The 20,994-nt window shown below is 52.1% G+C and carries 19 protein-coding genes; 17 read left to right on the forward strand and 2 right to left on the reverse strand.

Features of this window, described 5'->3' with window-relative positions; translation table 11 throughout:
• Nucleotides 1–136: 136 nt before the first annotated feature.
• The 12 genes from KF749_03805 to KF749_03860 all read left to right on the forward strand — a co-directional run bounded on the left by KF749_03805 (nt 137) and on the right by KF749_03860 (nt 14,397).
• A complete protein-coding gene (locus KF749_03805) occupies nt 137–4,417 on the forward strand; it encodes a T9SS type A sorting domain-containing protein (GenBank protein MBX2990277.1) in 4,281 nt (1,426 codons plus the stop codon).
• Between the two features lie 217 nt (nt 4,418–4,634).
• Nucleotides 4,635–5,576, forward strand: a complete 942-nt coding sequence (locus tag KF749_03810; protein MBX2990278.1) for a ribose-phosphate pyrophosphokinase — start codon at nt 4,635–4,637, stop codon at nt 5,574–5,576.
• A 78-nt stretch (nt 5,577–5,654) separates the two neighbouring features.
• Complete coding sequence (locus KF749_03815) at nt 5,655–6,323, forward strand: 50S ribosomal protein L25 (protein MBX2990279.1); 669 nt, start codon at nt 5,655–5,657, stop codon at nt 6,321–6,323.
• Nucleotides 6,324–6,332: 9 nt separating this feature from the next.
• Entirely contained in the window at nt 6,333–6,932 is a 600-nt protein-coding gene (pth, locus tag KF749_03820) for an aminoacyl-tRNA hydrolase (protein MBX2990280.1), read from the forward strand.
• Between the two features lie 147 nt (nt 6,933–7,079).
• Nucleotides 7,080–7,484: a 30S ribosomal protein S6 gene (gene rpsF, locus KF749_03825; GenBank protein ID MBX2990281.1), complete on the forward strand. Its 405-nt coding sequence runs from the start codon at nt 7,080–7,082 to the stop codon at nt 7,482–7,484.
• Between the two features lie 74 nt (nt 7,485–7,558).
• Complete coding sequence (rpsR, locus tag KF749_03830) at nt 7,559–7,780, forward strand: 30S ribosomal protein S18 (protein MBX2990282.1); 222 nt, start codon at nt 7,559–7,561, stop codon at nt 7,778–7,780.
• Between the two features lie 24 nt (nt 7,781–7,804).
• Nucleotides 7,805–8,248 carry a 50S ribosomal protein L9 gene (gene rplI / locus KF749_03835; GenBank protein ID MBX2990283.1) on the forward strand — a complete coding sequence of 148 codons (444 nt, stop codon included), beginning with the start codon at nt 7,805–7,807 and terminating at the stop codon, nt 8,246–8,248.
• A 155-nt stretch (nt 8,249–8,403) separates the two neighbouring features.
• Complete coding sequence (locus KF749_03840; GenBank protein MBX2990284.1) at nt 8,404–9,357, forward strand: endonuclease/exonuclease/phosphatase family protein; 954 nt, start codon at nt 8,404–8,406, stop codon at nt 9,355–9,357.
• 43 nt (nt 9,358–9,400) lie between these two features.
• Nucleotides 9,401–10,465: a hypothetical protein gene (locus tag KF749_03845; protein MBX2990285.1), complete on the forward strand. Its 1,065-nt coding sequence runs from the start codon at nt 9,401–9,403 to the stop codon at nt 10,463–10,465.
• 24 nt (nt 10,466–10,489) lie between these two features.
• Nucleotides 10,490–11,287 (forward strand): N-acetylmuramoyl-L-alanine amidase, encoded by a 798-nt coding sequence (locus KF749_03850; GenBank protein ID MBX2990286.1) that lies wholly within the window; start codon nt 10,490–10,492, stop codon nt 11,285–11,287.
• 238 nt (nt 11,288–11,525) lie between these two features.
• On the forward strand, nt 11,526–13,367 hold the full coding sequence (locus KF749_03855) for a 2-oxoacid:acceptor oxidoreductase subunit alpha (protein ID MBX2990287.1): 1,842 nt from the start codon (nt 11,526–11,528) through the stop codon (nt 13,365–13,367).
• Nucleotides 13,360–14,397: a 2-oxoacid:ferredoxin oxidoreductase subunit beta gene (locus KF749_03860; GenBank protein MBX2990288.1), complete on the forward strand. Its 1,038-nt coding sequence runs from the start codon at nt 13,360–13,362 to the stop codon at nt 14,395–14,397. The genes KF749_03855 and KF749_03860 overlap by 8 nt, the downstream gene beginning before the upstream one ends.
• Before the next feature lie 67 nt (nt 14,398–14,464).
• Here KF749_03860 and KF749_03865 read toward each other — a convergent pair whose 3' ends face one another.
• The gene (locus KF749_03865; protein MBX2990289.1) at nt 14,465–14,851 is read right to left on the reverse strand and encodes a hypothetical protein; all 387 of its coding nucleotides are present in this window, start codon (nt 14,849–14,851) and stop codon (nt 14,465–14,467) included.
• A gap of 158 nt (nt 14,852–15,009) precedes the next feature.
• Here KF749_03865 and KF749_03870 point away from each other — a divergent pair, with 158 nt between their 5' ends.
• The 5 genes from KF749_03870 to ftsE are packed head-to-tail and all read left to right on the forward strand — an operon-like array spanning nt 15,010 to nt 20,555.
• Nucleotides 15,010–16,014 (forward strand): bifunctional oligoribonuclease/PAP phosphatase NrnA, encoded by a 1,005-nt coding sequence (locus KF749_03870; protein ID MBX2990290.1) that lies wholly within the window; start codon nt 15,010–15,012, stop codon nt 16,012–16,014.
• The gene (locus tag KF749_03875; GenBank protein MBX2990291.1) at nt 16,011–17,519 is read left to right on the forward strand and encodes a leucyl aminopeptidase; all 1,509 of its coding nucleotides are present in this window, start codon (nt 16,011–16,013) and stop codon (nt 17,517–17,519) included. Before KF749_03870 ends, KF749_03875 begins: the two co-directional genes overlap by 4 nt.
• A gap of 29 nt (nt 17,520–17,548) precedes the next feature.
• A complete protein-coding gene (locus tag KF749_03880; protein ID MBX2990292.1) occupies nt 17,549–18,907 on the forward strand; it encodes a GWxTD domain-containing protein in 1,359 nt (452 codons plus the stop codon).
• Complete coding sequence (pdxA, locus tag KF749_03885) at nt 18,907–19,896, forward strand: 4-hydroxythreonine-4-phosphate dehydrogenase PdxA (protein ID MBX2990293.1); 990 nt, start codon at nt 18,907–18,909, stop codon at nt 19,894–19,896. The genes KF749_03880 and pdxA overlap by 1 nt, the downstream gene beginning before the upstream one ends.
• Entirely contained in the window at nt 19,893–20,555 is a 663-nt protein-coding gene (gene ftsE / locus KF749_03890) for a cell division ATP-binding protein FtsE (protein MBX2990294.1), read from the forward strand. The genes pdxA and ftsE overlap by 4 nt, the downstream gene beginning before the upstream one ends.
• A 163-nt stretch (nt 20,556–20,718) precedes the next feature.
• Here ftsE and KF749_03895 read toward each other — a convergent pair whose 3' ends face one another.
• Nucleotides 20,719–20,955: a NifU family protein gene (locus KF749_03895; protein ID MBX2990295.1), complete on the reverse strand. Its 237-nt coding sequence runs from the start codon at nt 20,953–20,955 to the stop codon at nt 20,719–20,721.
• Nucleotides 20,956–20,994: the final 39 nt, after the last annotated feature.

Genomic DNA, 20,994 nt, shown 5'->3' on the forward strand with positions numbered 1-20,994 from the left:
TACTACTCAAACAAACGACCCCGACGGATTGACGTTGGCATTGCCAACGGGGGAGCCGTATTGTTTGTGACACAATATAACGAATCCGTTGTTTCTTTCCCAATCCAAGGAGCAACACATTTCAAGGAGTTCATCCATGCACACGAGATCAACATATCTTTGGTTGATAGCGGCGCTGTCTTTCTTGAGTGCGCTTCTGTCCAACACGGCTATTGCTACATCTCCGGCTTTTCCGCCATCTGTTACAATCAACTCCATGGAGATCATTGGAGAACCGACTGAAGGAAAGACGGTAGAACTGAAGATCGCTTACACAGCGTACGTTAATGGTCAGGCGCGATTCATCCTGAATTACCCGGGATACATCCGACCGACAAATCTTCTTTCCGGAGTTTCACTCATGGAAGAAACAGTCACGTTGGTTGCCGGGCAGACTGCAGAGCGCCGCATATCACTGCAGGTCGAACAATCAGGCGCGTCGCTCATCTCTGCAGGAGTGATTCTTTCTCCCCCTCTTGCCGGCTACTCACGCGGCGATTCACGATTCCTGAGTATTGAATCTACCGACAAGAGCTTTCGGATTTATGATGATCGTGCTCCCGGCGAGCCTAATGTGAAAAGAGTTGTTCCGCATTATGGAGCGGATAATCCACTGAAGGGTGGAGGTGAACCGATGGGGGTGAATACAACGTACAATGTTTCAATCACCGGAAAAATTGATTACTACAATCAGAATTTCGAGGTTTATCAAGGTCTCTACGGCAACTATGTCAAGCTCTGGTTTCGCAACACAGCGAATCCGAACGAATGGTATCATCCCGTGTATGCTGGTGATTGTTACGGGACTCGTCACACACACTACGACATGCTTGACGCGAACGGGAATTACAACTTCAATTTTACGTTCAACGGCGATCTGAGCGGCTATAACCAGGTTCTTGTTTTGGTGGAAAGAGGCAATCCGGCTTCATGGATGCCTGTTCAACAAAATGGCATTGAGAGCTGGTGCAACAATGCCGTTACAGTCTACTTCTCCCTTTCCGAAGCCGTTCAGTATTCAATCAACGGAAGCAATCCTAACATTGTGTTGACGAATGCCAACGCACAAGTCAATTGGCAGGACGGTGCCATCTTTCGGAATATGATTCTCGCGCGAGAATTTGTCATTCAACGCTATGGAGGAAATCCCCCATTCACAACCGCCCCGATTGAAACCCGACGTGGAAGCATTAATGGCGGCTTGTTTAGTGTGGTTTGGAGCTTGGAGCGCGGATTTCACTGGTACGTTACAATCGGGCACGCATGGACAGAACCGACGGTCGTTACGCACGAATACGGTCACTATGCAAACTTTAACATGTGGGGTCAGAACGTTGCCGAATGGTTTCTTTCAAATGATAACCTGATTGAAGGATGGGGGATTTTTTACTCTTTTGCGGCTAGAAACTATATCAACAAGGTCTACGGTGATGGAGTCTTCTCCCCAAGTTCCCTCACCAACGACAACACAGAACTTGGTCCGTTCTATGTATCAGGTTCTCGATACCGCAACATCAGCTACGCGTACAATGGCGAGCCGATGAAGGCCGCAATTGGCTGCTATCTCTGGAATCTCTATGACGGCTACGCAGGTGAAGGTTTTGAAATGTCAACCTATGATCCTGGGGATAATGATGACATTTCCGGTTTGTCGAACACAGTTTTTGAAACGATGCGAAACCTTGACGTTGGACAGAGAATCGCGGGTGTGCCGTCTTATCACCAGTATTTCAAGTCGAACGTCTCATCAGCCACTCATCTGTCCATTGACGATATCTACCGGTTTATGTTCGACGACCTTTACAATATTCCAGCACACAAGATGAGATCACCACAAGTGAAGGAAATTGGAGTAATAACACTGTCGCAAGTCGATATACGGTTCTCATGGGTTCCACAAAGCTATCCCAGTTTCTATTCGGAAACAAATCCACCAAACGAGTATCGCATCTATAAGAATGATGGCGGAATTTGGAATCTTGTTCGAACCGCCCCATACGGTTCATCCTCGGTACTCGTGACCATTGCAAATCCCCGAGGCCAATATAGAGTCACTTCAGCAAATTCGAGTGGGGATTCTTATGGTGCGCCAGAAGTGAACATCGTTGCAGTAGTGCTCACCCCTGCTGCATATGTTGAACCTGGTGGGTCTGGCGGTACATATCGTGTAAACGGAAACCCCGTTGGCGAGAGTTGGCAGACCTATGCAATCGCAGGTCAGCAGATGACTATTGAGGCTCTGCCACCGAATTCCGAGTGGGTCTTTGTGCAATGGAGTGATGGCAACAAGGACCAATTACGAACCATACTCGCCAGTGAAGTCAGCTTGTTGGCTCTTTACAAAAAACACCTCGCCTCCTCGCTTGCCGTCGCTACCTCGCCCAACAGCCAGCGGAAGCTTTCGGTTGACAAGGGAGAGATAGACTCGAAAGCCGCGCTTACCTACGCCAGCGGCGGGGAAATCTGGCTGAGCGAAAGCGATGGCTCGCTCGGCACATTCACGAACGAGTTCAGGGTCAGCGATGGCAGCGGCAACTTCAATTTTCCGTCCGTGGTTGCCACATCAAGCATAGGTACTCCGCCGAGTCCGGGCGACGGCTTCAGCAGCTCCCCGCCGCATATTGCTGTGGTGTACCAAAAAACATTTGAGAACGGCTTGGGGGTATCTTTTCGAGAGAAGAGCGGGGAAGCATGGGAGAATCCCGCTACGTTGGAGAGCTACAATTTTGGTGTGGTCAACGCAACTCCTGTAATCGGTCGAACAGGGTGTGAACATTTCCCCCAGTTTACTGTTGTTTGGGTTCGGGGAGAAGGACTGAAATACAGGCACCGTTCAGCGGGCATTTGGAACCCGAGCCCACAAAGCGTACCCGGGAGTACTTCGGGCGATGTGAGGCCCAGCATCTCCACAGGGTACATGAACTATGATCCAAACTACCACGGTACAGCGCCGCTGTTTCTGAGCTACGACAACAGCACAAGTATATTTCTCCAAAGAATCAACGGAGGAACATTCCAGACGCGGGAAACCATCTGGCAAACTACCGGCACGTTTGCGGGCAAATCACAAGTTGCCGCCGATACGCGCAATTCTTCGGAGCTTCATGCACATGTTGTGTGGGAAAATCTCTCTGCCATAGTCGGTCCGAATGAGGAGGAAGAGGAACAAGATGATATTCAACTGCAAAGCTCTGTCATGCACAGAAGGAAGGTCGGCAATACGCTGGGTTGGGTCACGGAATTTCGCAGCTTCGACACAGGAGAACACTACTACCATCCCACCGTTGCATTGTTGGATGACGGCACGGCGCGTTGGGCGTGGGATAACGGAATGGATTGCTTCAAAGCGCGGTGGGACGGTTCGTCATGGGAGGTCACGGACTACCAACCATACACGGCGCACCCAACTCTTCCGGGAAACGGCACGTCGGGTTTACTGTACTCGGCTCCCTTCCTTTCCATGAGCCTCAGCGGCGCCCCGTATGCCATTGAGCAACGGGATCAATCCGATGCAGTCCCGCGAATCGAAACAGCATACAGCAGACGTGTTGCCGGGGCGATAGCGCCCGCCAAAGGGGAACCGCCCGCGGCAACCCGGAAACGACCGGGATTCAGCATTGAACTCCGTCAGGTGCAATTGAAACTGGCCGACGGCTCACGCGTTGGGGTGGAGTTTGTGCAGACGCGAAGCAATCAAACAACTGCTTGGGAGATGATGCAAACCCGTCCCGTGATGTTGACTGCAGCCATTGAGAGTGTTTTCGTCAGAGGAATTGTTCAACTCGACTCGGCACAACGCCTCGGAGGATCGGTACGTATCAGCTTTGATCTGATTGACAATCAGACGGGGAACCTGCTCGGCAAGTTGGGAACGGAACGGGTCTTCACAGCCGATACGGTGAAGGGATTTCGCATCAAGCACCGTATCGCGCCGTTTGCCGGGCGTGAAGTCATCATCCGACCGGCCATACTCGGGTTGAACGAAAGAGATATGAAGTTCGAATTCGTCCACGTACACACGATCCGTGTGGACACGAACTCCATGCGGCCAATCCTCTCGCCGACATTGCTGAAGCAAGAGCCGCTGCAAGGTCCAACGGAGTTTGCGCTGCATCCGACCTATCCCAACCCGTTCAATCCCTCAACCACCATCCGTTACGAACTCCCCGAAGCCGTCCATGCTTCGCTGGTGATCTATGATGTGATGGGGAGAAAAGTGGCGGAGTTGGTCAATGGGACGCATGAGGCGGGTTATTACGCTGCAACGTGGGATGCATCCGGTGTTGCCAGCGGCGTGTACTTTGCGCGGTTCACGGCAACGGATATGAGCGGAGGTGTACGGCTGAACAAAGTGAGTAAGTTGGTGTTAACGAAATAGCTCTCCGTCCAAGTACTCTCAGGGAAAAAGCCGCATCACGAGATGCGGCTTTTTCTTTAATCTTTCTTAATATATTCAGTCAAAAAGCCCCATTTCTTGCACTCCACTTCCCTTTTGCGTATCTTTTTCGCGCTGAAAAGTACAGGTTCTGCTGTAGGTTAAGCCTCCCCTGCTGCACGTCCCGATTGTTGCAATCTAAATTTCGCACGAAACCTGAATGGCAAGCGAGCTTAAGGTATTTTCAGGACGCTCCAACCGGCCACTTGCTGAGAGGATCTCAGGCGAGTTGGGGAAACCGTTGGGAAGCTGTGAAATCAAGGACTTCAGCGACGGGGAAATGTGGGTGAAGTACAGCGAGAACATTCGCGGCTGCAATGTGCATATCATCCAGTCGACGAATCCTCCGGCCGAGAACCTGATGGAACTGCTGATCATGATTGATGCAGCGAAGCGGGCATCGGCAAGGAGAGTAACGGCGGTGATTCCGTATTTCGGCTATGCGCGGCAGGATAGAAAAGACCAGCCCCGCGTTTCGATTACGGCAAAGTTGACGGCGAATCTGATTACCGTAGCAGGCGCCGACCGCGTGATTACGATGGACCTGCACGCTCCGCAGATTCAGGGATTCTTCGACATTCCCGTGGATCACCTGTACTCGTCTGCTGTGCTGGTGAAGTATTTCAAGGCTCATTCCATTGAAAACCTTGCGGTTGCTTCACCCGATGTTGGCGGAATCAAGATGGCACGGGCATATGCCAAACGCCTTGAAGCGGAGTTGGTGGTTATCGACAAGCGCCGCCCGAAGCAGAACGAGGCCGAGGTCATGAACATCATCGGCGATGTCAAGGGAAAGAACATCCTGATTGTTGATGATTTGATTGATACAGCCGGAACTCTTTCCAACGCCGTCATAGCCTTGCAGAAGGCGGGGGCAAAAGATGTGTATGCTGCGGCAACACATCCCGTGTTATCCGGCGCAGCGATCGAACGAATCAACAAGTCGAATCTGAAGAAGATCGTCGTTACCGACACGCTGCCGTTGAAGGTGCAGTCCCCGAAAGTGGAGGTTGACAGCATCGCGCAATTGTTCGCCGAGGCCATCAAGCGGTCGTACAAGCATCAATCAATCAGCACGCTGTTTGATATTGACAAGGGATAACGGTTTGTGTTGATGCGGGAATTGACGGGAATTGAAAAGAGGAACTAATTCTAGAACATCAGTTTTGCAAGGAGTGTTATGGCTGAAATTACGTTGAACGCGGAACTCAGAACCGCAACCGGGAAATCGGCAAAGCGTGTCCGGTGGGAGGGCAAGATTCCCGGCGTGTACTACGCACACGGCGAAGAGAATATTCCCATTCAGGTTCCGAAGCTGAGCCTCGATCCCCTCATCTATACGTCAGAAACACGCGTAATCGATTTGCGGGTCGGCGACATAAGCAAAAAGGCGATTCTCCGGGATCTGCAATTCGATCCGGTCACTGACCGGGCGATTCATTTCGATCTGCAAGGCCTGCAGGAAGATGAGGAGATAACACTTGAGGTGCCGGTTGTTCTCGTCGGAGGAATACCTACGGGAGTTCGCGATGGCGGCATGCTGCAGCATATTATGCACAAAGTGAAAATTTCCTGTCTGCCGAAGCACATTCCCGGAAAGATTGAATTGAATGTGGCCGGTCTCGGGATTAATCAGTCGATGTACGTTCGTGAACTGACAATTCCGAACGTTACTGTTCACGAGGACCCGGATGATCCGGTCGTGTCGGTTGTTCCGCCGACCGTTGCCAAGGAAGCGGCCCCTGCAGAGGCGGCAGCTGCGGAGGCTCCGAAAGAACCCGAAGTTGTCGGCAAGGGCAAGAAGCCTGAAGAGGGCGGCGAAGCAGCCGAGGGCGAGAAGAAGAAGTAATCACGCTGAGTGGCTGACGAGTCCATCATTGTCGTCGGGCTGGGGAACCCCGGCTTCGAGTACGAAGACACGAGACACAATGTCGGATTCATGGTGGTCGAGGAAGTCAGCGTGCGGTTAGGCAGCATGTGGAAGCCGGGGAAAGGCGAATATCTCTTCACCACCGCGATTGTTGATGGAAAGCAGGTGGTGCTGGTAAAGCCGCTCACGTACATGAACAACAGCGGGTCGGCGGTGGTGGAGGTGCTTGAACGGTTTCCTGCCCGCATCGAAAACGTACTGGTGGTTGTTGATGATTTGGCGCTGGAACTCGGCACCATCCGCATACGGGCAAAAGGAAGCGATGGCGGGCATAACGGACTTCGCTCACTGATCTACTATCTGAATTCGAACGAGTTCCCCCGCATACGATGCGGCATACAACAAAAGGAGAAGCCGCCGAAGCGTGACGTAGCGGATTTCGTCCTCTCTCCTTTTGAGAGTGACAGGCGGGATGAGGTTGAGATGATGATCCGCAACGCAGCCGATGCCGTTGAAGAGTTCTTCCGTTCCGGCATTGAGCGGACGATGAATCTGTACAATACACGAAGCAGGGACATTTCTGAGTGAGTTGTTCTTCCGGGATGTGAAGGACAAACCGCATCACGAAGCCCTCTACTCTTCAATTCGCCACCCGGCGATTATTGAAGGGTCACACTAAACCTGTCCGCCGCGAACACGGCGGGCATCATTAGAAGTCCAAAGGGAGGTGACATCATGGACAAGCACAAAACGTACGAATCCACCGTTATCATTAACGCGTCGCTGGATGACCCTCAGATTGAGGCAATCGTCACGCGGATTGCGGAGTTGATAACAAAGAACGGCGGGAGCCTTGCGGCTCTGAACAAATGGGGACGCAAGCGTCTTGCATATTCCATCAACAAGAAAACCAACGGGTTCTACGTGAACTACGAGTTCACAGCCCCGCCTTCATTGATTGCAGTGCTCGAACGTTCGTACCAGCTCGACGAAATGGTTCTTCGCTATCTCACTATAGCGCTCGACTCAAAGGCGCTCGCTGCAAAAGCAGCGTTACCTGTCGCAGAGCCGCCGGCTGAACAACCGGTTCCTGTACGCGAACCGCTGTTCAAGGAAACGGACGAACCGGCAGCATCATAACTCATCAACGATAGGACAAGGAGCTTACAGTGTATAATTCACCGCGAAAACCGCGCCGCGAGAAGGAAGGTCAGATGCCCCGCAAAAAGCGGACATGCCGCTTCTGCGACGCGAAAGAACTCTACATCGATTACAAAGACGAAAAGAAGCTGCAGCGCTTCACCACCGAGCAGGGCAAAATCATTCCGAAGCGCATCACCGGCACGTGTGCAAAGCATCAGCGACAACTTGTTTCCGCAATCAAGCGTGCACGCCACCTTGCGTTGCTGCCGTTTGTTTCCGATGCCATTCGCTAACGTGCCCACGAGGAGAATCAAGTCATGAAAATCATACTACGCAAAGAGCATGAGAAACTGGGCAACATCGGCGAAGTGGTTGATGTGAAAGACGGCTACGCCCGCAACTACCTTTTCCCGCGTAACATTGCCTACCCCGCAACAAAGGGAGCAATGGCCGCGCTCGAGGAGGAGAAGAAGCAGGCAGGTCGCCGGGTTGCAAAGGAACGGAAGGGAAGCGAAAAACTCGCCGCCGACCTGGAGAAAGTCTCCATCACCATTCAAATGAAGGTGGGTGAAGATGAGAAACTCTTCGGCTCCGTCACGTCACAAATGATCGCCGATGCGTTGAAGGAACAGAATTTCAATATCGACAAGCGTATCATCGATCTTGAAGAACCTATCAAGGCGCTCGGCATTTACAGCGTGAATGTGAAGCTGCATCAGAACGTCACCGCCGTCGTGAAAGTCTGGGTCGTTCGGGAGTAAGTCCGCCACACCCTGCGAGAAAATCGTGCCCGTTTCCTTCTTCAGGGAACGGGCATTTTCTTCGTCTGAGTTGACCTTCCCCCTCTTATTCCTTTTCTTGTAGCCCAACGGCAAGCCGCCCAGAAACCGCCACACACAATAAAAGGGACTCCCCCATGCCGGTGTTTCCGAAGCCGTCGTTCCCGTTCGACTTCGATGTGCAGCAGGAGATTCAGCGCCTGCGCAAGCACAAACAAATCCGCGCCATACCGCCGAAGAAGAATGCACGCCTGCTTGTTGCAACGTGGAACGTTGCCAATTTCGGAGCACAGATGCGGCAGGATGCCCATCTCGGCCTCATTGCAGAAATCATCAGTTGGTTTGACATCGTCGCCCTTCAGGAATGCAGGGAGAACTACGGACATCTGTTTGACGTGCATGCCAAACTTCCCTCTTCGTATCGCGTGATCATGTCCGACGTTGCCGGCAACAATGAACGAAAGGCATTCCTCTACAACAGCAGAAAACTCAGACCGCTGGAAGAGGTTGGTGAGATTGCCTTCCCTCCATCCGAATACAAGAACGTTAAACTCCCCGGTGTAACACAATTGTTCAACGGCTTCGATCGCACGCCGTACTTTGCGACATTCGAGGCGGGGAATACGTCGTTCGTTTTCGCCAACGTCCATCTCTACTACGGAGATACCGGAAAGAAATCCATCGAACGTCGTTCGTTGGAGACCTTCGCCGTTGCACGCTGGGCGGACAAGCGAAACAGAAGCAACTTTTCGTTCACCCGTGAACTTGTGGCGTTGGGCGACTTCAATCTTCCGAAAGTAAGCCCCGACGATCCCATCTTCAAGGCCCTCACAAAACTCGGGCTGGAACTTCCGAATCATTCTTCGCAGATCGCTTCCAATCTTGCCAACGATGCCTTTTACGATCAGATAGCAGTTCTTCCGAAAACAACCCAGCATACATTCTCCGGCAACAAAGGTGTGTTCGATTTTGATGCCGTTCTATTCCCCGACCTGTGGGGGAATGGCAAGAACAAAAAGAATTTCGACGCGTATTTGCGCTATTATGTTTCCGACCACCGTCCGATGTGGATGGAATTCAAGATTGGATAGTATGTAACCCCTTTCCCCTCACAATGATGTAAGGAGAAACGTCATGTTCGACCTTATCGACAGTCTCATTGCCACCATTACGGTCGTGTTGCTCTTGAGCCTGATAGTTCAATCCATCCAGCAGATTACCAAACAGGTATTCCACATGAAGTCAAAGCTGATGGAACGTGAACTGATGGCGCTGCTGACCAACACCCCGTACAAGCGAACGTGGAAGCCTCAACTCATGCAATTCAATGAAGCGGCTGCAAAGCATCCCCACGTCAAGCAACTTGTGGACAACATACGGGACAAACTCTCCGGGTTCGGGTACAACGATGCAGGCATGCTGGAGGGGATGAACAAGGAAACATTTTTCAAAATGGCGGGTGATCTGTTCGACACAACCGAGCTTGAGCAGCGCGATCGTTCGTCTCTCTCTCCATCGGAAAAAGATGAAATCGAGAAGAAAGCCCGATTTCTGGAAAAAGCCCGTTGGGATATCGAGCAGTGGTACGATCTCACAATCACGTCGTTCAAAGATCACTACGAACGGCGAATGAAGATGTGGGCGTTTCTGATGGGCGCCGTGGTTGTTGTGTGGCTGAATGCAAACATCTTCGACATCTACAAAGAATTCAGCACGAACCGCGTTCTGCGGGATTCCGCCGTGAAGATCGGTGAGCGCCTCGCCGCAACGCCGAAGGATTCCCTTATCATTGCGAAAGCAGTAGACGGCAGTGATTCCGTACAGTATGTCCCCGACAGTGTTGCATTCAAGGCGATACAAACACATATCAGGTTCATCGACTCGACAGTGAATGCCCAGTCGTTCCAGCTCATGCGTTGGAACACGCCGTCCGGAACGCCATTGAGCTGGAATGCAGGAGTCATACTTTCAGCAATCTGGGAGAACATACTCGGATGGCTTGGTATGACGTTGCTCGTCGGACTGGGCGCCCCGTTCTGGTATGACATTCTGAAGACCATCGTCGGCCTGAAGGAACGTGCTCGCGGCAATGTGCAAGGCGGCGGACAAACCAGCAGCAACATCGATCGGGAGAGATTAGCACACGAATCTCGCACTCCGACTCCCCCCGCAACCGGCGACACACCGGCATACGGTTAAAGAGCAGAAAAAGGAGAAATGACTATGGCATTCAAGGAGAAATACACCATCACACCCCGCTACCTGACATCAAACACCAAGCGGCGCTCAGGTTTGAAAATGTCACCCGGCGTGAAGTTCATTGTTGCGCACGACACCGGCAACCCGAACTCCACGGCAAACGGCAACGTGCGCTACTACGAAAACTCACGCAACGAAATGAGCGCATCAGCGCATCTCTTTGTCGATGACAGGGAGATTCTCGAGTGCATCCCCGCCCTCACAGGTCCGCCCGAAAAGGCCTGGCATGTACTCTACGGCGTTCCGACTGACAATCAGTTGTTCGGCTTCAACGCAAACGACGCGGCAGTCGGAGTCGAGTATTGCTTCGGCAACAACATCAACGCGGATGAGGCATACGCCCGATTCGTGTGGGTGATGGCGTTCATCTGTTACAGGTTCGAGCTGGATCCGCGAAAGTCCATTGTGGGACATTTCTTTCTCGACCCGAACAGAAAAACCGACCCCGTGACGGGTCTTGCTCGCAGCCGCCGGACGTATGAGCAACTTCTGGAACACGTCGTTGAGGAATATGAAGAGTGTACGAAAACCGAACTTCCCGCCGTTTCTCTTCCCATAAAGAAAGGGGGGACGGTCAAAGCGACCGTCCGATTGAATGTCCGAAAGGGAGAGCCGAACACAATGTCGCAGATCGTTCAGTCGGTTGATCCGGGAACCACTCTCGCGTACGAATCTTCGGTGTTAGGGCAACCCATCAACGGTAACCCGAAATGGTACAGGGATGCGAACGGGAATTACTTTTGGAGCGGCGGAGTAGTGTGAACCACCCCGGTGTTGTGCCGACGAGATGATGGAAACATGGGGAATTTGCCGCTCCCGGTGAGTTCCCCGTGGCCGCATTCATCCCCGTACCTTGCTTTTCCTTCCTAAACAACGTATTTTTGTGCACAGAGATGTTGTAATTACGTACAATTTCTAACCGATGGCAGAATCGGCTTCTCGAAATGAGAAATGTCGATTTTTTTTTATCAACACTACTCAATAACTACAGAGATGAGGTATGGGACGAACTGTTAAAACCCTCGAAGATGTCACGATTCGCTTCGCGGGTGATTCCGGAGACGGCATGCAACTCACCGGAACGCAATTTACCAACACTGCAGCCGCGCTCGGCAACGATCTGAGCACGCTGCCCGACTATCCGGCGGAGATTCGCGCCCCTGCGGGCACAACCTACGGCGTCAGCGGCTTTCAGATTCACTTCGGCAGCACGGATATTCTCACGCCCGGCGACACCTGTGACGTTCTCGTTGCCATGAATCCGGCCGCGCTGATTACCAATGTGAAGATGCTGCGGGAAAACGGAACGGTTATCGTCAACGAAGACGCGTTCAACGAGAAGAACTTCAAGCTCGCCGGAATTACCAGTAACCCGCTCGAAGACGGTTCGCTCGGACATTTTCAAGTGTACAAAGTTCCCATCAGCAAAATGACGAGCAACGCACTCGCCGATATGAATCTCTCAACAAAGTTCATCGACAAAACGAAGAACTTCTTCGCACTCGGTTTAATGTACTGGATGTACAACCGTCCGCTGGATCAATCAATCCGCTACATCCAGGAGAAATTCAAAAAAGATCCGCAGGTCATTGAAGCCAATACACGCGTGCTTCATGCAGGCTACAATTACGGCGACACCGTCGAGATCTTCACTACACGTTACGAAGTGAAGCCGGCGAAACTGGCTCCCGGCAAATACCGGAACATCATGGGCAATGTTGCCACCGCTCTCGGACTTGTTGCCGCTGCGAAGAAAGCAGGCCTTGAACTCTTCCTCGGCAGCTATCCCATTACGCCGGCAAGCGATATTCTCCATGAGCTTTCGACGATGAAGAATTTCGGCGTCAAGACGTTTCAAGCCGAAGACGAGATTGCCGCCATTTGTTCGGCAATCGGCGCGTCGTATGCGGGAGCGTTGGGCGCGACAACCACCAGCGGTCCGGGTATGGCACTGAAGACCGAGGCAATCGGCCTCGCAATCATGCTGGAACTTCCGCTCGTGATCGTGAACGTTCAACGCGGCGGGCCAAGTACGGGACTTCCGACAAAAACCGAACAGGCCGATCTTCTGCAAGCAGTGGTGGGAAGAAACGGTGAAGCCCCGCTGTGCGTCATTGCCGCTTCAACGCCTGCCGATTGCTTCTCGACTGTGTACGAAGCAGCCCGTCTCTCCGTCAAGTTCATGACTCCGGTTATTTGTCTGACAGACGGCTACGTGGCAAACGGTGCCGAGCCCTGGCTGATTCCGAACGTTAATGACTTGCCTGATATTCCGGTAACCTTTGCGAAAGATAAGGAGACATTTCAGCCCTATGCGCGTGACGAGAAGACTCTTTCACGTCCGTGGGCGATTCCCGGAACGCCCGGACTCGAGCATCGCATCGGCGGATTGGAAAAGGAGCATATTACAGGTAACATCAATTACGATCCGGACAACCACGATTTCATGATCAAACTCCGCGGAGAAAAGATCGAACGCATTGCTGATGATATCCCGCTACAAACGGTGGAGGGCGACAACGAAGGCGATCTGCTCGTGCTCGGTTGGGGCAGCACGTACGGCTCCATCAAATCCGCGGTGACAGAAGTACGCGAAGCGGGATACTCCGTTTCGCATGCTCATCTTCGCTATATCAATCCGTTCCCGAAGAATCTCGGTGAGATTCTTTATAAATTCAAGAACGTGTTGATTCCCGAAATCAACAACGGCCAGCTCATCAAGCTCATCCGATCGAAGTACTTGATTCCCGCCGTCGGATTCAATATGGTCAGAGGGCTGCCGCTACGGTCAGAAGAAATCGAACAGAAAATTTACGATATACTTGGAGTCCAGAATGGCTGATACAATCACTCAAGACAAAACAACGCCCGTCAAACTGACGATCAAGGATTTCCAGTCCGACCAGGATGTGCGGTGGTGCCCGGGTTGCGGCGACTACTCAATTCTCGCCCAGGTACAGAGGGTGTTTCCCGAATTCCCTCACGCAAAAGAGAACTTTGTTGCTGTATCCGGTATCGGATGCTCGAGCCGATTTCCGTATTACATGGATGTGTACGGCATTCACGGCATTCACGGCCGAGCGACGGCAATTGCTTCGGGAGTGAAGATTGCAAACCCGCTGCTTGATGTCTGGGTGGCAACGGGTGACGGCGACGGGCTCAGCATCGGCGGCAACCACATGATTCACATGTTGCGCCGCAATCTGAACATCAAGGTACTTCTTTTCAACAACCAGATTTACGGACTTACAAAAGGACAGTACTCCCCCACGTCGTTGTTGGGACAGGTCACGAAATCCACGCCGGTCGGGGTCATCGATTATCCGTTCGTTCCTGTGTCGCTGGCGTTGGGCGCGAGCGCAACATTCGTTGCGCGCACAATGGATCGCGACCCGAAGCATTTACAGGAGATGGTACGCAGGGCGGAAAAGCATCAGGGTTCCGCATTCCTTGAAATTTATCAGAACTGCAATGTGTTCAACGACGGGGCGTTCTTCCAGTTCACCGAGAAGGAGACTCGCGACAATACCATTGTCTATCTTGAACACGGGAAACCGCTGGTGTTCGGGAAGCAAAAGGAGATGGGAATCCGTCTCAACGGCTTCACGCCCGAAGTCGTGAACACCACCGAAGGGAAATACTCCGTCAGTGATCTTCTCGTTCACAATGAGCAGGATTCGACGCTTGCGTTCATTTTAGCCGACATGATTCACAATCCCGAATTGCCCCGGCCGATGGGCGTGTTTCTATCCCAGCAACGCCCGACATACGAGCATCAGGTTGAGGATCAGATTGCGAAAGTGAAGGCGAAGAAAGGCGAAGGCGATTTGCAGAAGTTGTTGGATGGGGACGAAACGTGGGTGATCCAATAACCGTTTTTCGACGAACCGTTTGCATGACAAAAGGGAGGCTCTTCGCCTCCCTTTTTCGTTCAGACAATTACCCTTTTACTGCGTAATGTTTGAGTTTCGTTGCACACTCCAGCCGACCTGCCCCCCTCGCAAAGCCGTAATTCTCAATCCTTGTATCGTTTTCGGAAAGTTCGACGGTAAATCGTGCCCCGACGGGATCCGCGCAACGATTGTCAAGCGGCAGCCATGCCTGAACCACAGGAATTCCGGCCGCTATCAACTCCGAAAGAAGCGTCTCCGGATTGACGAGATTTGAATTGTAGAAGAAGATGAACGACGTCGAACCAAACTGAGGTACTTCGTTCACTCCAATTTCGGAAACGACAAATGCCCGGGCGTCAATGGTGTTCGTTTCCTTGCAAGCACCGAAACCTGTTAACAACGAAAAAACAACTGCAAAGCGGATTCCCTTCATACACACTCTCCTTTCTCAACAAACACTTCTCCCCTTTGTCTATGCGAATGTATCTATGAAGTGACTGAGATGCAACGTTGAACGCTGCGTATCCTTTCTTGTTGTCATCGGATTGAGTATATTAATTGAAAATTCAACGGAATTCTCACGTTCTATTGATGAATCAGGCAATTCAGGCAGTCGCTGAAGTACTTAAGAAACACAGAACTTTCGTTCTCACGACACACGTCAATCCCGACGGCGACGGGCTTGGCTCCGAAGTAGCGCTTGCCGAGTGGCTCGCCGGTCAGGGCAAGTTGGTTCACATTCTCAACCACAGCGCTACGCCCGACTTCTATTTCTTTCTCGACCCAGGCAATCGAATCAAGCAATTCAACGAAGCGACTGATGCTCGCACTTTCGCCGAGGCTGATGTCATTGTTGTTTTGGATACGAACCACACGGACAGGGTTCGTTCGATGCAGGCACATCTTCTCAGCAGCAAGGCAATCAAAGTGTGCATCGACCATCATCTTGATCCGGAGGAGTTTGCAGATCACTATCTTATCGATGATGATGCAACTTCAACCGGCGAACTTGTATACCGCTTGCTGGTTCATCTGAATGGAAGCAGCCTCTCCCCTCTTATCTCGCAGGCTCTATACTGCGCAATTATGACGGATACCGGCTCGTTTCGCTTCCCTCGTGTCGATGCGGAGATTCATCGAATCGTTGCACACCTGATAGAATGCGGCGCCGATCCCGTTCGGATCTATCACGAAGTATACGAACAATGGACTGCAGGTCGTGTGCAGTTACTCGGCGACGCTCTCGCCAGTTTGCGAACAGAATATGATGGCCGACTCGCTCACATAACCATCACGCAGAACGATCTGAAACACACCGGCACAACAGAAGTTGACACGGACAACTTCACGATCTACCCCATGCAAGTGGCAGGAGTGGTAGCGGGAATTCTGTTTCTCGAATTGAAGGACGGTATCAAAATGAGTTTCCGGTCGAAAGGCGATATTCCCATCAACGAACTCGCAAAGGAATTCGGCGGCAACGGACATAAGAACGCAGCCGGGGCCAGACTCTATGGCTGCACACTCGCCGACACAAAGGAAGAAGTTCTGAGTGCAGCATCCAAGTACATTAACAACGGGGGAATTCCTGCATGATTGCATTTCGCACTGAGCACGCAAGTCTGGCACGAATACAAGCCGATGTCGTGGCGTGTTTCGTTTCTGAAGATAAACCTGCGTACAAGCACCATACAGCTCTTCACACACAGCAGTTCCCGAGTCTGTCGCCGGCTTTCCAGGCAGGAACGTTCACCGGGAAATTCCAGGAAACCATCACCCTCTTCCCTTCCGAAAAAAAGGTTACGCTGCTTCTTGTCGGGCTGGGTAAGAACGAGCAACTGTCGATTGAACGAATCCGCAAAGCGGCTGCAACCGCGGCAAAGACGGCACACTCCCTGAAGGCAAAAACGCTTGCCCTCGTTGTTCCTGACCCGGCAACAATTTCATCGGAACATTTCGAGAGTGATGAATACCCTGTCAGCGTTGCGCTTGTTGAGGGTTCGGGTCTCAGTCTATACAGATTCAACAAATATCTGACCGTAGAGAACAGCGGAACGATTTCCGTCAAGCGGATTACGCTCGTTGCCAATAGTGCTGGCGGGTTGCGGGATATCAAGAATGCTGTCGCATTTGCTACTACTCTCGTTGAAGCGACATGGCTCGCCCGCGATCTTGCCAACGCCCCGCCGAACGAGATCTATCCGGAAACTCTCGCGCAACATGCGAAGCAGGCAGGAAGGAAGAACAGGATTTCTGTAACTGTTTTGGATGAGAAGAGAATCCAACGTCTGGACATGGGCGGTGTTCTTGCCGTTGCCAAGGGAAGCGAGAAACCGCCGCGCTTCATCATCATGGAGTACAACAAGAAGCGTAACATCCCGACCATCGTACTTGTCGGCAAAGGCGTCACGTTTGACTCGGGCGGCATTTCCATAAAACCCGCTGCAGGAATGGGCGAAATGAAAATGGATATGGCCGGGGCGGCGGCCGTCATAGCAACAATGCAGGCCGCGGCAAAACTCAAGCTCCCCATTCATCTCGTCGGACTTGTGCCTGCAGTCGAGAACCTTCTTTCCGGCAGGGCGATGAAACCCGGAGACATCATCACGCATCTAAATGGCAAAACATCCGAGGTGGATAATACTGATGCGGAAGGACGGCTGATTCTCGCAGATGCCCTCTCGTTCGCTTCGCGTTACAGGCCCGGGATTGTCATCGATTTGGCAACGCTTACAGGTCACGTTGTTGTGACTCTCGGCCACTTCGCGACCGGAATGCTCGGCAATGACCAGACAACAATGGACATGTTGAAAGAGGCCGGTGAACGGACGTACGAACGTGTGTGGCAACTTCCGATGTTTGATGAGTACGAGAAATTGAACAAAAGCGACGTTGCCGATGTTAGGAATTCAGGAGGACGGGCTGCCGGAACCATTACCGCAGCCTTCTTCCTCAAACAATTTATCGGGGAGTACAAGTGGGTTCACCTCGACATCGCGGGCACGGCCATTCTCTCAGAACCATCGGATTATATTCCCAAAGGAGGCTCGGGTGTCGGTGTACGGTTGCTTGTTGATTTTCTTCGTCATTACAAGACGTGAATTGTCAGAGGAATTAAGAGGAGGGTAGAATGAAACGCATGATGGTTGTGTTGACGGCGGTGCTGCTGATAAGCTCAGTCCGGGCGCAGCAACAAGGGACACCGCAGCCCCAGGTTCAAGCCGAAACGCCGCAGTTCGTGTTCTACGAAGCAATCAATCTCGTCGATCAGGACTCAACAAGATCACGTATCGATATTCCGTACCGGATCGATAACAACTTCTTCATTGCTGTGAAAAATACCGAAGCTTCCCTCCAATCGCCATTCATGCGGCGGGGAGAAGTGTTGATTGAATTGCTGGACAAGAACGGTATGTCAAAGGCGCGTGATATTAGCCGCTTTACGAATCCTGCTTTCAGCACGGAATCCCTTTCTGATGAGAAGAATTGGCATCACGGCATCGCATCATTTTCGGTAGAGCCGGGCGAGTACACGATCGTCTTTGAGATTGATGATTTAGAGTCCGAGCGCAAATTCCTTGAACGGAATAAAAAGATCGAGGCAGCGCGCTTTGCCGGAACTACACTGCTTGTGTCAACCCCCGTCTTCATCCAGACTGTACGGAATGACACACTCATGTTGCAAAACTTCGGCGGCAATATCGGTTTCGGCAGCACGGCTTCCCTCTATCTCCAACTCTACTCCGACGTATTGACGGCGGAGCCGGTTCGTGTCGAATATACGATTTCGACGCAGCCGTTCATGTTTCAGGATCCAAAGGTGATGGCGTCCGACACGATCAACCAACTCCCGCTCTTACAGCCACGACCTTCCGTCGGAGCGGCAGAGAATTCCGCACCGACATATATCCTTGCGCCCGATGATGGCGGAGAGAACACGTCGGCCATTCTTGTCTCTTTGGGCGCGGAGAAACTCCCCCTGCGTCCGTTCATGTTGGAGATGCGAATCATGCAGGGAACGCTCTCCGCAACTCTCAAGAAACCATTCCTGATGGTGTGGCCTGAAATGCCATCTTCGCTGCGTGACGTGGATTTCGCCCTTGAGGCACTACGGCACATTACGCGGGAAGAAGAACTCGACTCGCTCAGAAGAGGCCAACGTGATGCCCGGCTCCGAAGCCTCGAGGAATTCTGGAAACAGAAAGATCGTACACCCGACACCGACTACAATGAAGTGATGGTGGAATACTATCGTCGCGTGGATTATACCATGCGCACCTTCAGTTCGATGAAAGGAGGCGACGGCTACAAAACCGACCGCGGCCGGATCTATATTCTGTACGGCCCTCCTTCAAAGACCGAACGCTCGCTTGACCCTAACGCGGGCTATGTCGAAGTATGGTTATATGAAAAGCTTGGCAGAAAATTCGTTTTTCGTGACCAATCACGCTCGGGCAACTACACATTGGTGGCAACACAAAATCTCTGATGCGCAATAGCAACAAGCCCGTCATAGCAATCACGGTCGGTGATTTCAACAGCATTGGACCCGAAGTGACGCTCAAAAGCCTCCGGGCTCCCGCCGTCCGGAAGGCTTGTCGTATTGTCCTCATCGGGCCGCGTGAGGTGTACTCGTACTACTCCGGTCAATCGTGGTTTGATCCCCCGACCGGATTCTCGCTCATTGAGACGCCCTCAGTTTCTCTGACCAACATCTCTCCCGGAACACTCTCGAAGCAAGCAGGCGCAACAGCCGCGTTCGCCATTGAAGCCGCCGTCAGAGCTGTTCAATCCGGCATCGCTGATGCAATCGTGACAGCGCCTGTTTCAAAGCAGGCGTTGCATCTTGCAGGTATTGATGTTCCGGGTCAAACGGAAATGGTGCAACATCTGTCGAATTCGCCGAAGGTTGCAATGATGCTTGTGTCGCAAACAATGCGCGTCGGACTTGTCACTATTCACGTCCCGATTAAAAATGTCGCGAGCATGATTACAAAGCAACTTCTTCGGGAAAGAATTGCTATCATTCATTCGGCATTGCGGACAGATTGGAGAATCCGCAAGCCCAAGCTTGCCGTTCTCGGACTCAACCCCCACGCAAGCGAAGGCGGGGACATAGGGAATGAAGATGTGAAAATTGTGGCGCCCGTGGTAAAGGAATTTCAGAAGAAAGGAATGAACATTGAAGGCCCCTTCCCCGCCGATGCATTCTTCGGAACATACAAGCCGGGCATATACGACGGCATTGTCGCAATGTACCATGATCAGGGATTGATTCCGCTGAAGATGTCCTCGTTCGGCAAAGCGGTCAACATTTCCGTCGGACTTAACATCGTCCGGACGTCGCCCGATCACGGAACAGCATTTGATATTGCGGGAAAAGGAATAGCCAATCCTGGAAGCATGATTGAAGCCATCATGCTTGCGGCACAAGTCGTACAAAACAGAAGGTACGCCCAAAAAGCAGGAAGAACATGATTCAGTTTTCCAACGTCACGGCGGCGTTCGACGGACACAATGTTCTGGAAGATGTGTCTGTGCAGATCAACCCCGGCGAATTCGTCTTCGTCGTCGGGCAAACGGGCAGCGGCAAAAGCACACTGCTCCGGCTGATGTACATGGATGTGATGCCGGAAAAAGGAGCCGTTATCGTCGGCAAATACAACTCGCAGGCAATTCAGAAGAAGGAGAAGCCCTACCTGCGGCGGACGCTCGGCATTGTGTTTCAGGATTTCCGCCTGATGGAAGACAGAAGTGTGTTTGAGAATGTCGCGTTCACGCTGCATGTAACAGGCACGCCGAGGAAAGATATCAAGAAAAGCGTGCTGCGGGCGCTTGCCGATGTGGGCCTGAGCCACCAGCGCAACAAAATGGCGCTCGAACTTTCAGGAGGCGAGCAACAACGTGTAGTCATTGCGCGGGCGCTTGTGAACGACCCCCTCTTCCTTCTCGCCGACGAACCTACAGGAAACCTCGACCCCACAACATCGTGGGACATCCTGCAACTTCTCAAAACCATTAATACTCGTGGCACTGCCATAATCATGGCAACTCATAACCACGATCTGGTAAAGCGGATGAACGCGAGGGTGATTGAGATTCGTGACGGGAAGTTGTTTGAGGTGAAGGACTTCTAAGCCGGATACTCATCAGCGGGGGGGGGCAGAATCTCTTCAGATTTATATACGTTTGCTTTGGACACCGGGAGAAAGAGGGATGAAGGACGCAGAGCACGGGGAGGGAAAACTCAAAATCATGACTCTGTGCTCTCAGCGTCTCTGCGATGAAAACCCTCGCCACTTACCCCGCCACCGCCTCCACTCTCTTCACCTCGGGTACAGCTTTCATCACAGCGCGTTCGACGCCGGCGCGCAATGTCAAAACTGAAAGCGGACAAATCATACAGGTTCCTTCCCACTTCAACTCTACAACACCCGTTTCAGATTTGAAGCGAAGGAACTTCACATCGCCGCCATCAGCCTGCAGGTAGGGACGGCATGTTTGAAGGGCGAGTTCTATTTTTTCGGAAATATCCATTACGGAAAAAAGGAATCCTTCTGCGTTGACTCGGCAATG

It is taken from the genome of Bacteroidota bacterium, from assembly GCA_019637975.1.
GTDB lineage: Bacteria > Bacteroidota > Ignavibacteria > UBA10030 > UBA6906 > CAADGV01.

Excerpts from the sequence above, each read along its gene's own strand:
- KF749_03805 (MBX2990277.1), top strand. The coding sequence starts at position 137 with ATGCACACGAGATCAACATATCTTTGGTTGATAGCGGCGCTGTCTTTC.
- KF749_03810 (MBX2990278.1), top strand. The coding sequence starts at position 4,635 with ATGGCAAGCGAGCTTAAGGTATTTTCAGGACGCTCCAACCGGCCACTT.
- KF749_03815 (MBX2990279.1), top strand. The coding sequence starts at position 5,655 with ATGGCTGAAATTACGTTGAACGCGGAACTCAGAACCGCAACCGGGAAA.
- rpsF (MBX2990281.1), top strand. The coding sequence starts at position 7,080 with ATGGACAAGCACAAAACGTACGAATCCACCGTTATCATTAACGCGTCG.
- rpsR (MBX2990282.1), top strand. The coding sequence starts at position 7,559 with ATGCCCCGCAAAAAGCGGACATGCCGCTTCTGCGACGCGAAAGAACTC.
- rplI (MBX2990283.1), top strand. The coding sequence starts at position 7,805 with ATGAAAATCATACTACGCAAAGAGCATGAGAAACTGGGCAACATCGGC.
- KF749_03840 (MBX2990284.1), top strand. The coding sequence starts at position 8,404 with ATGCCGGTGTTTCCGAAGCCGTCGTTCCCGTTCGACTTCGATGTGCAG.
- KF749_03845 (MBX2990285.1), top strand. The coding sequence starts at position 9,401 with ATGTTCGACCTTATCGACAGTCTCATTGCCACCATTACGGTCGTGTTG.
- KF749_03850 (MBX2990286.1), top strand. The coding sequence starts at position 10,490 with ATGGCATTCAAGGAGAAATACACCATCACACCCCGCTACCTGACATCA.
- KF749_03855 (MBX2990287.1), top strand. The coding sequence starts at position 11,526 with ATGGGACGAACTGTTAAAACCCTCGAAGATGTCACGATTCGCTTCGCG.
- KF749_03860 (MBX2990288.1), top strand. The coding sequence starts at position 13,360 with ATGGCTGATACAATCACTCAAGACAAAACAACGCCCGTCAAACTGACG.
- KF749_03865 (MBX2990289.1), bottom strand. The coding sequence starts at position 14,851 with ATGAAGGGAATCCGCTTTGCAGTTGTTTTTTCGTTGTTAACAGGTTTC.
- KF749_03870 (MBX2990290.1), top strand. The coding sequence starts at position 15,010 with ATGAATCAGGCAATTCAGGCAGTCGCTGAAGTACTTAAGAAACACAGA.
- KF749_03875 (MBX2990291.1), top strand. The coding sequence starts at position 16,011 with ATGATTGCATTTCGCACTGAGCACGCAAGTCTGGCACGAATACAAGCC.
- KF749_03880 (MBX2990292.1), top strand. The coding sequence starts at position 17,549 with ATGAAACGCATGATGGTTGTGTTGACGGCGGTGCTGCTGATAAGCTCA.
- pdxA (MBX2990293.1), top strand. The coding sequence starts at position 18,907 with ATGCGCAATAGCAACAAGCCCGTCATAGCAATCACGGTCGGTGATTTC.
- ftsE (MBX2990294.1), top strand. The coding sequence starts at position 19,893 with ATGATTCAGTTTTCCAACGTCACGGCGGCGTTCGACGGACACAATGTT.
- KF749_03895 (MBX2990295.1), bottom strand. The coding sequence starts at position 20,955 with ATGGATATTTCCGAAAAAATAGAACTCGCCCTTCAAACATGCCGTCCC.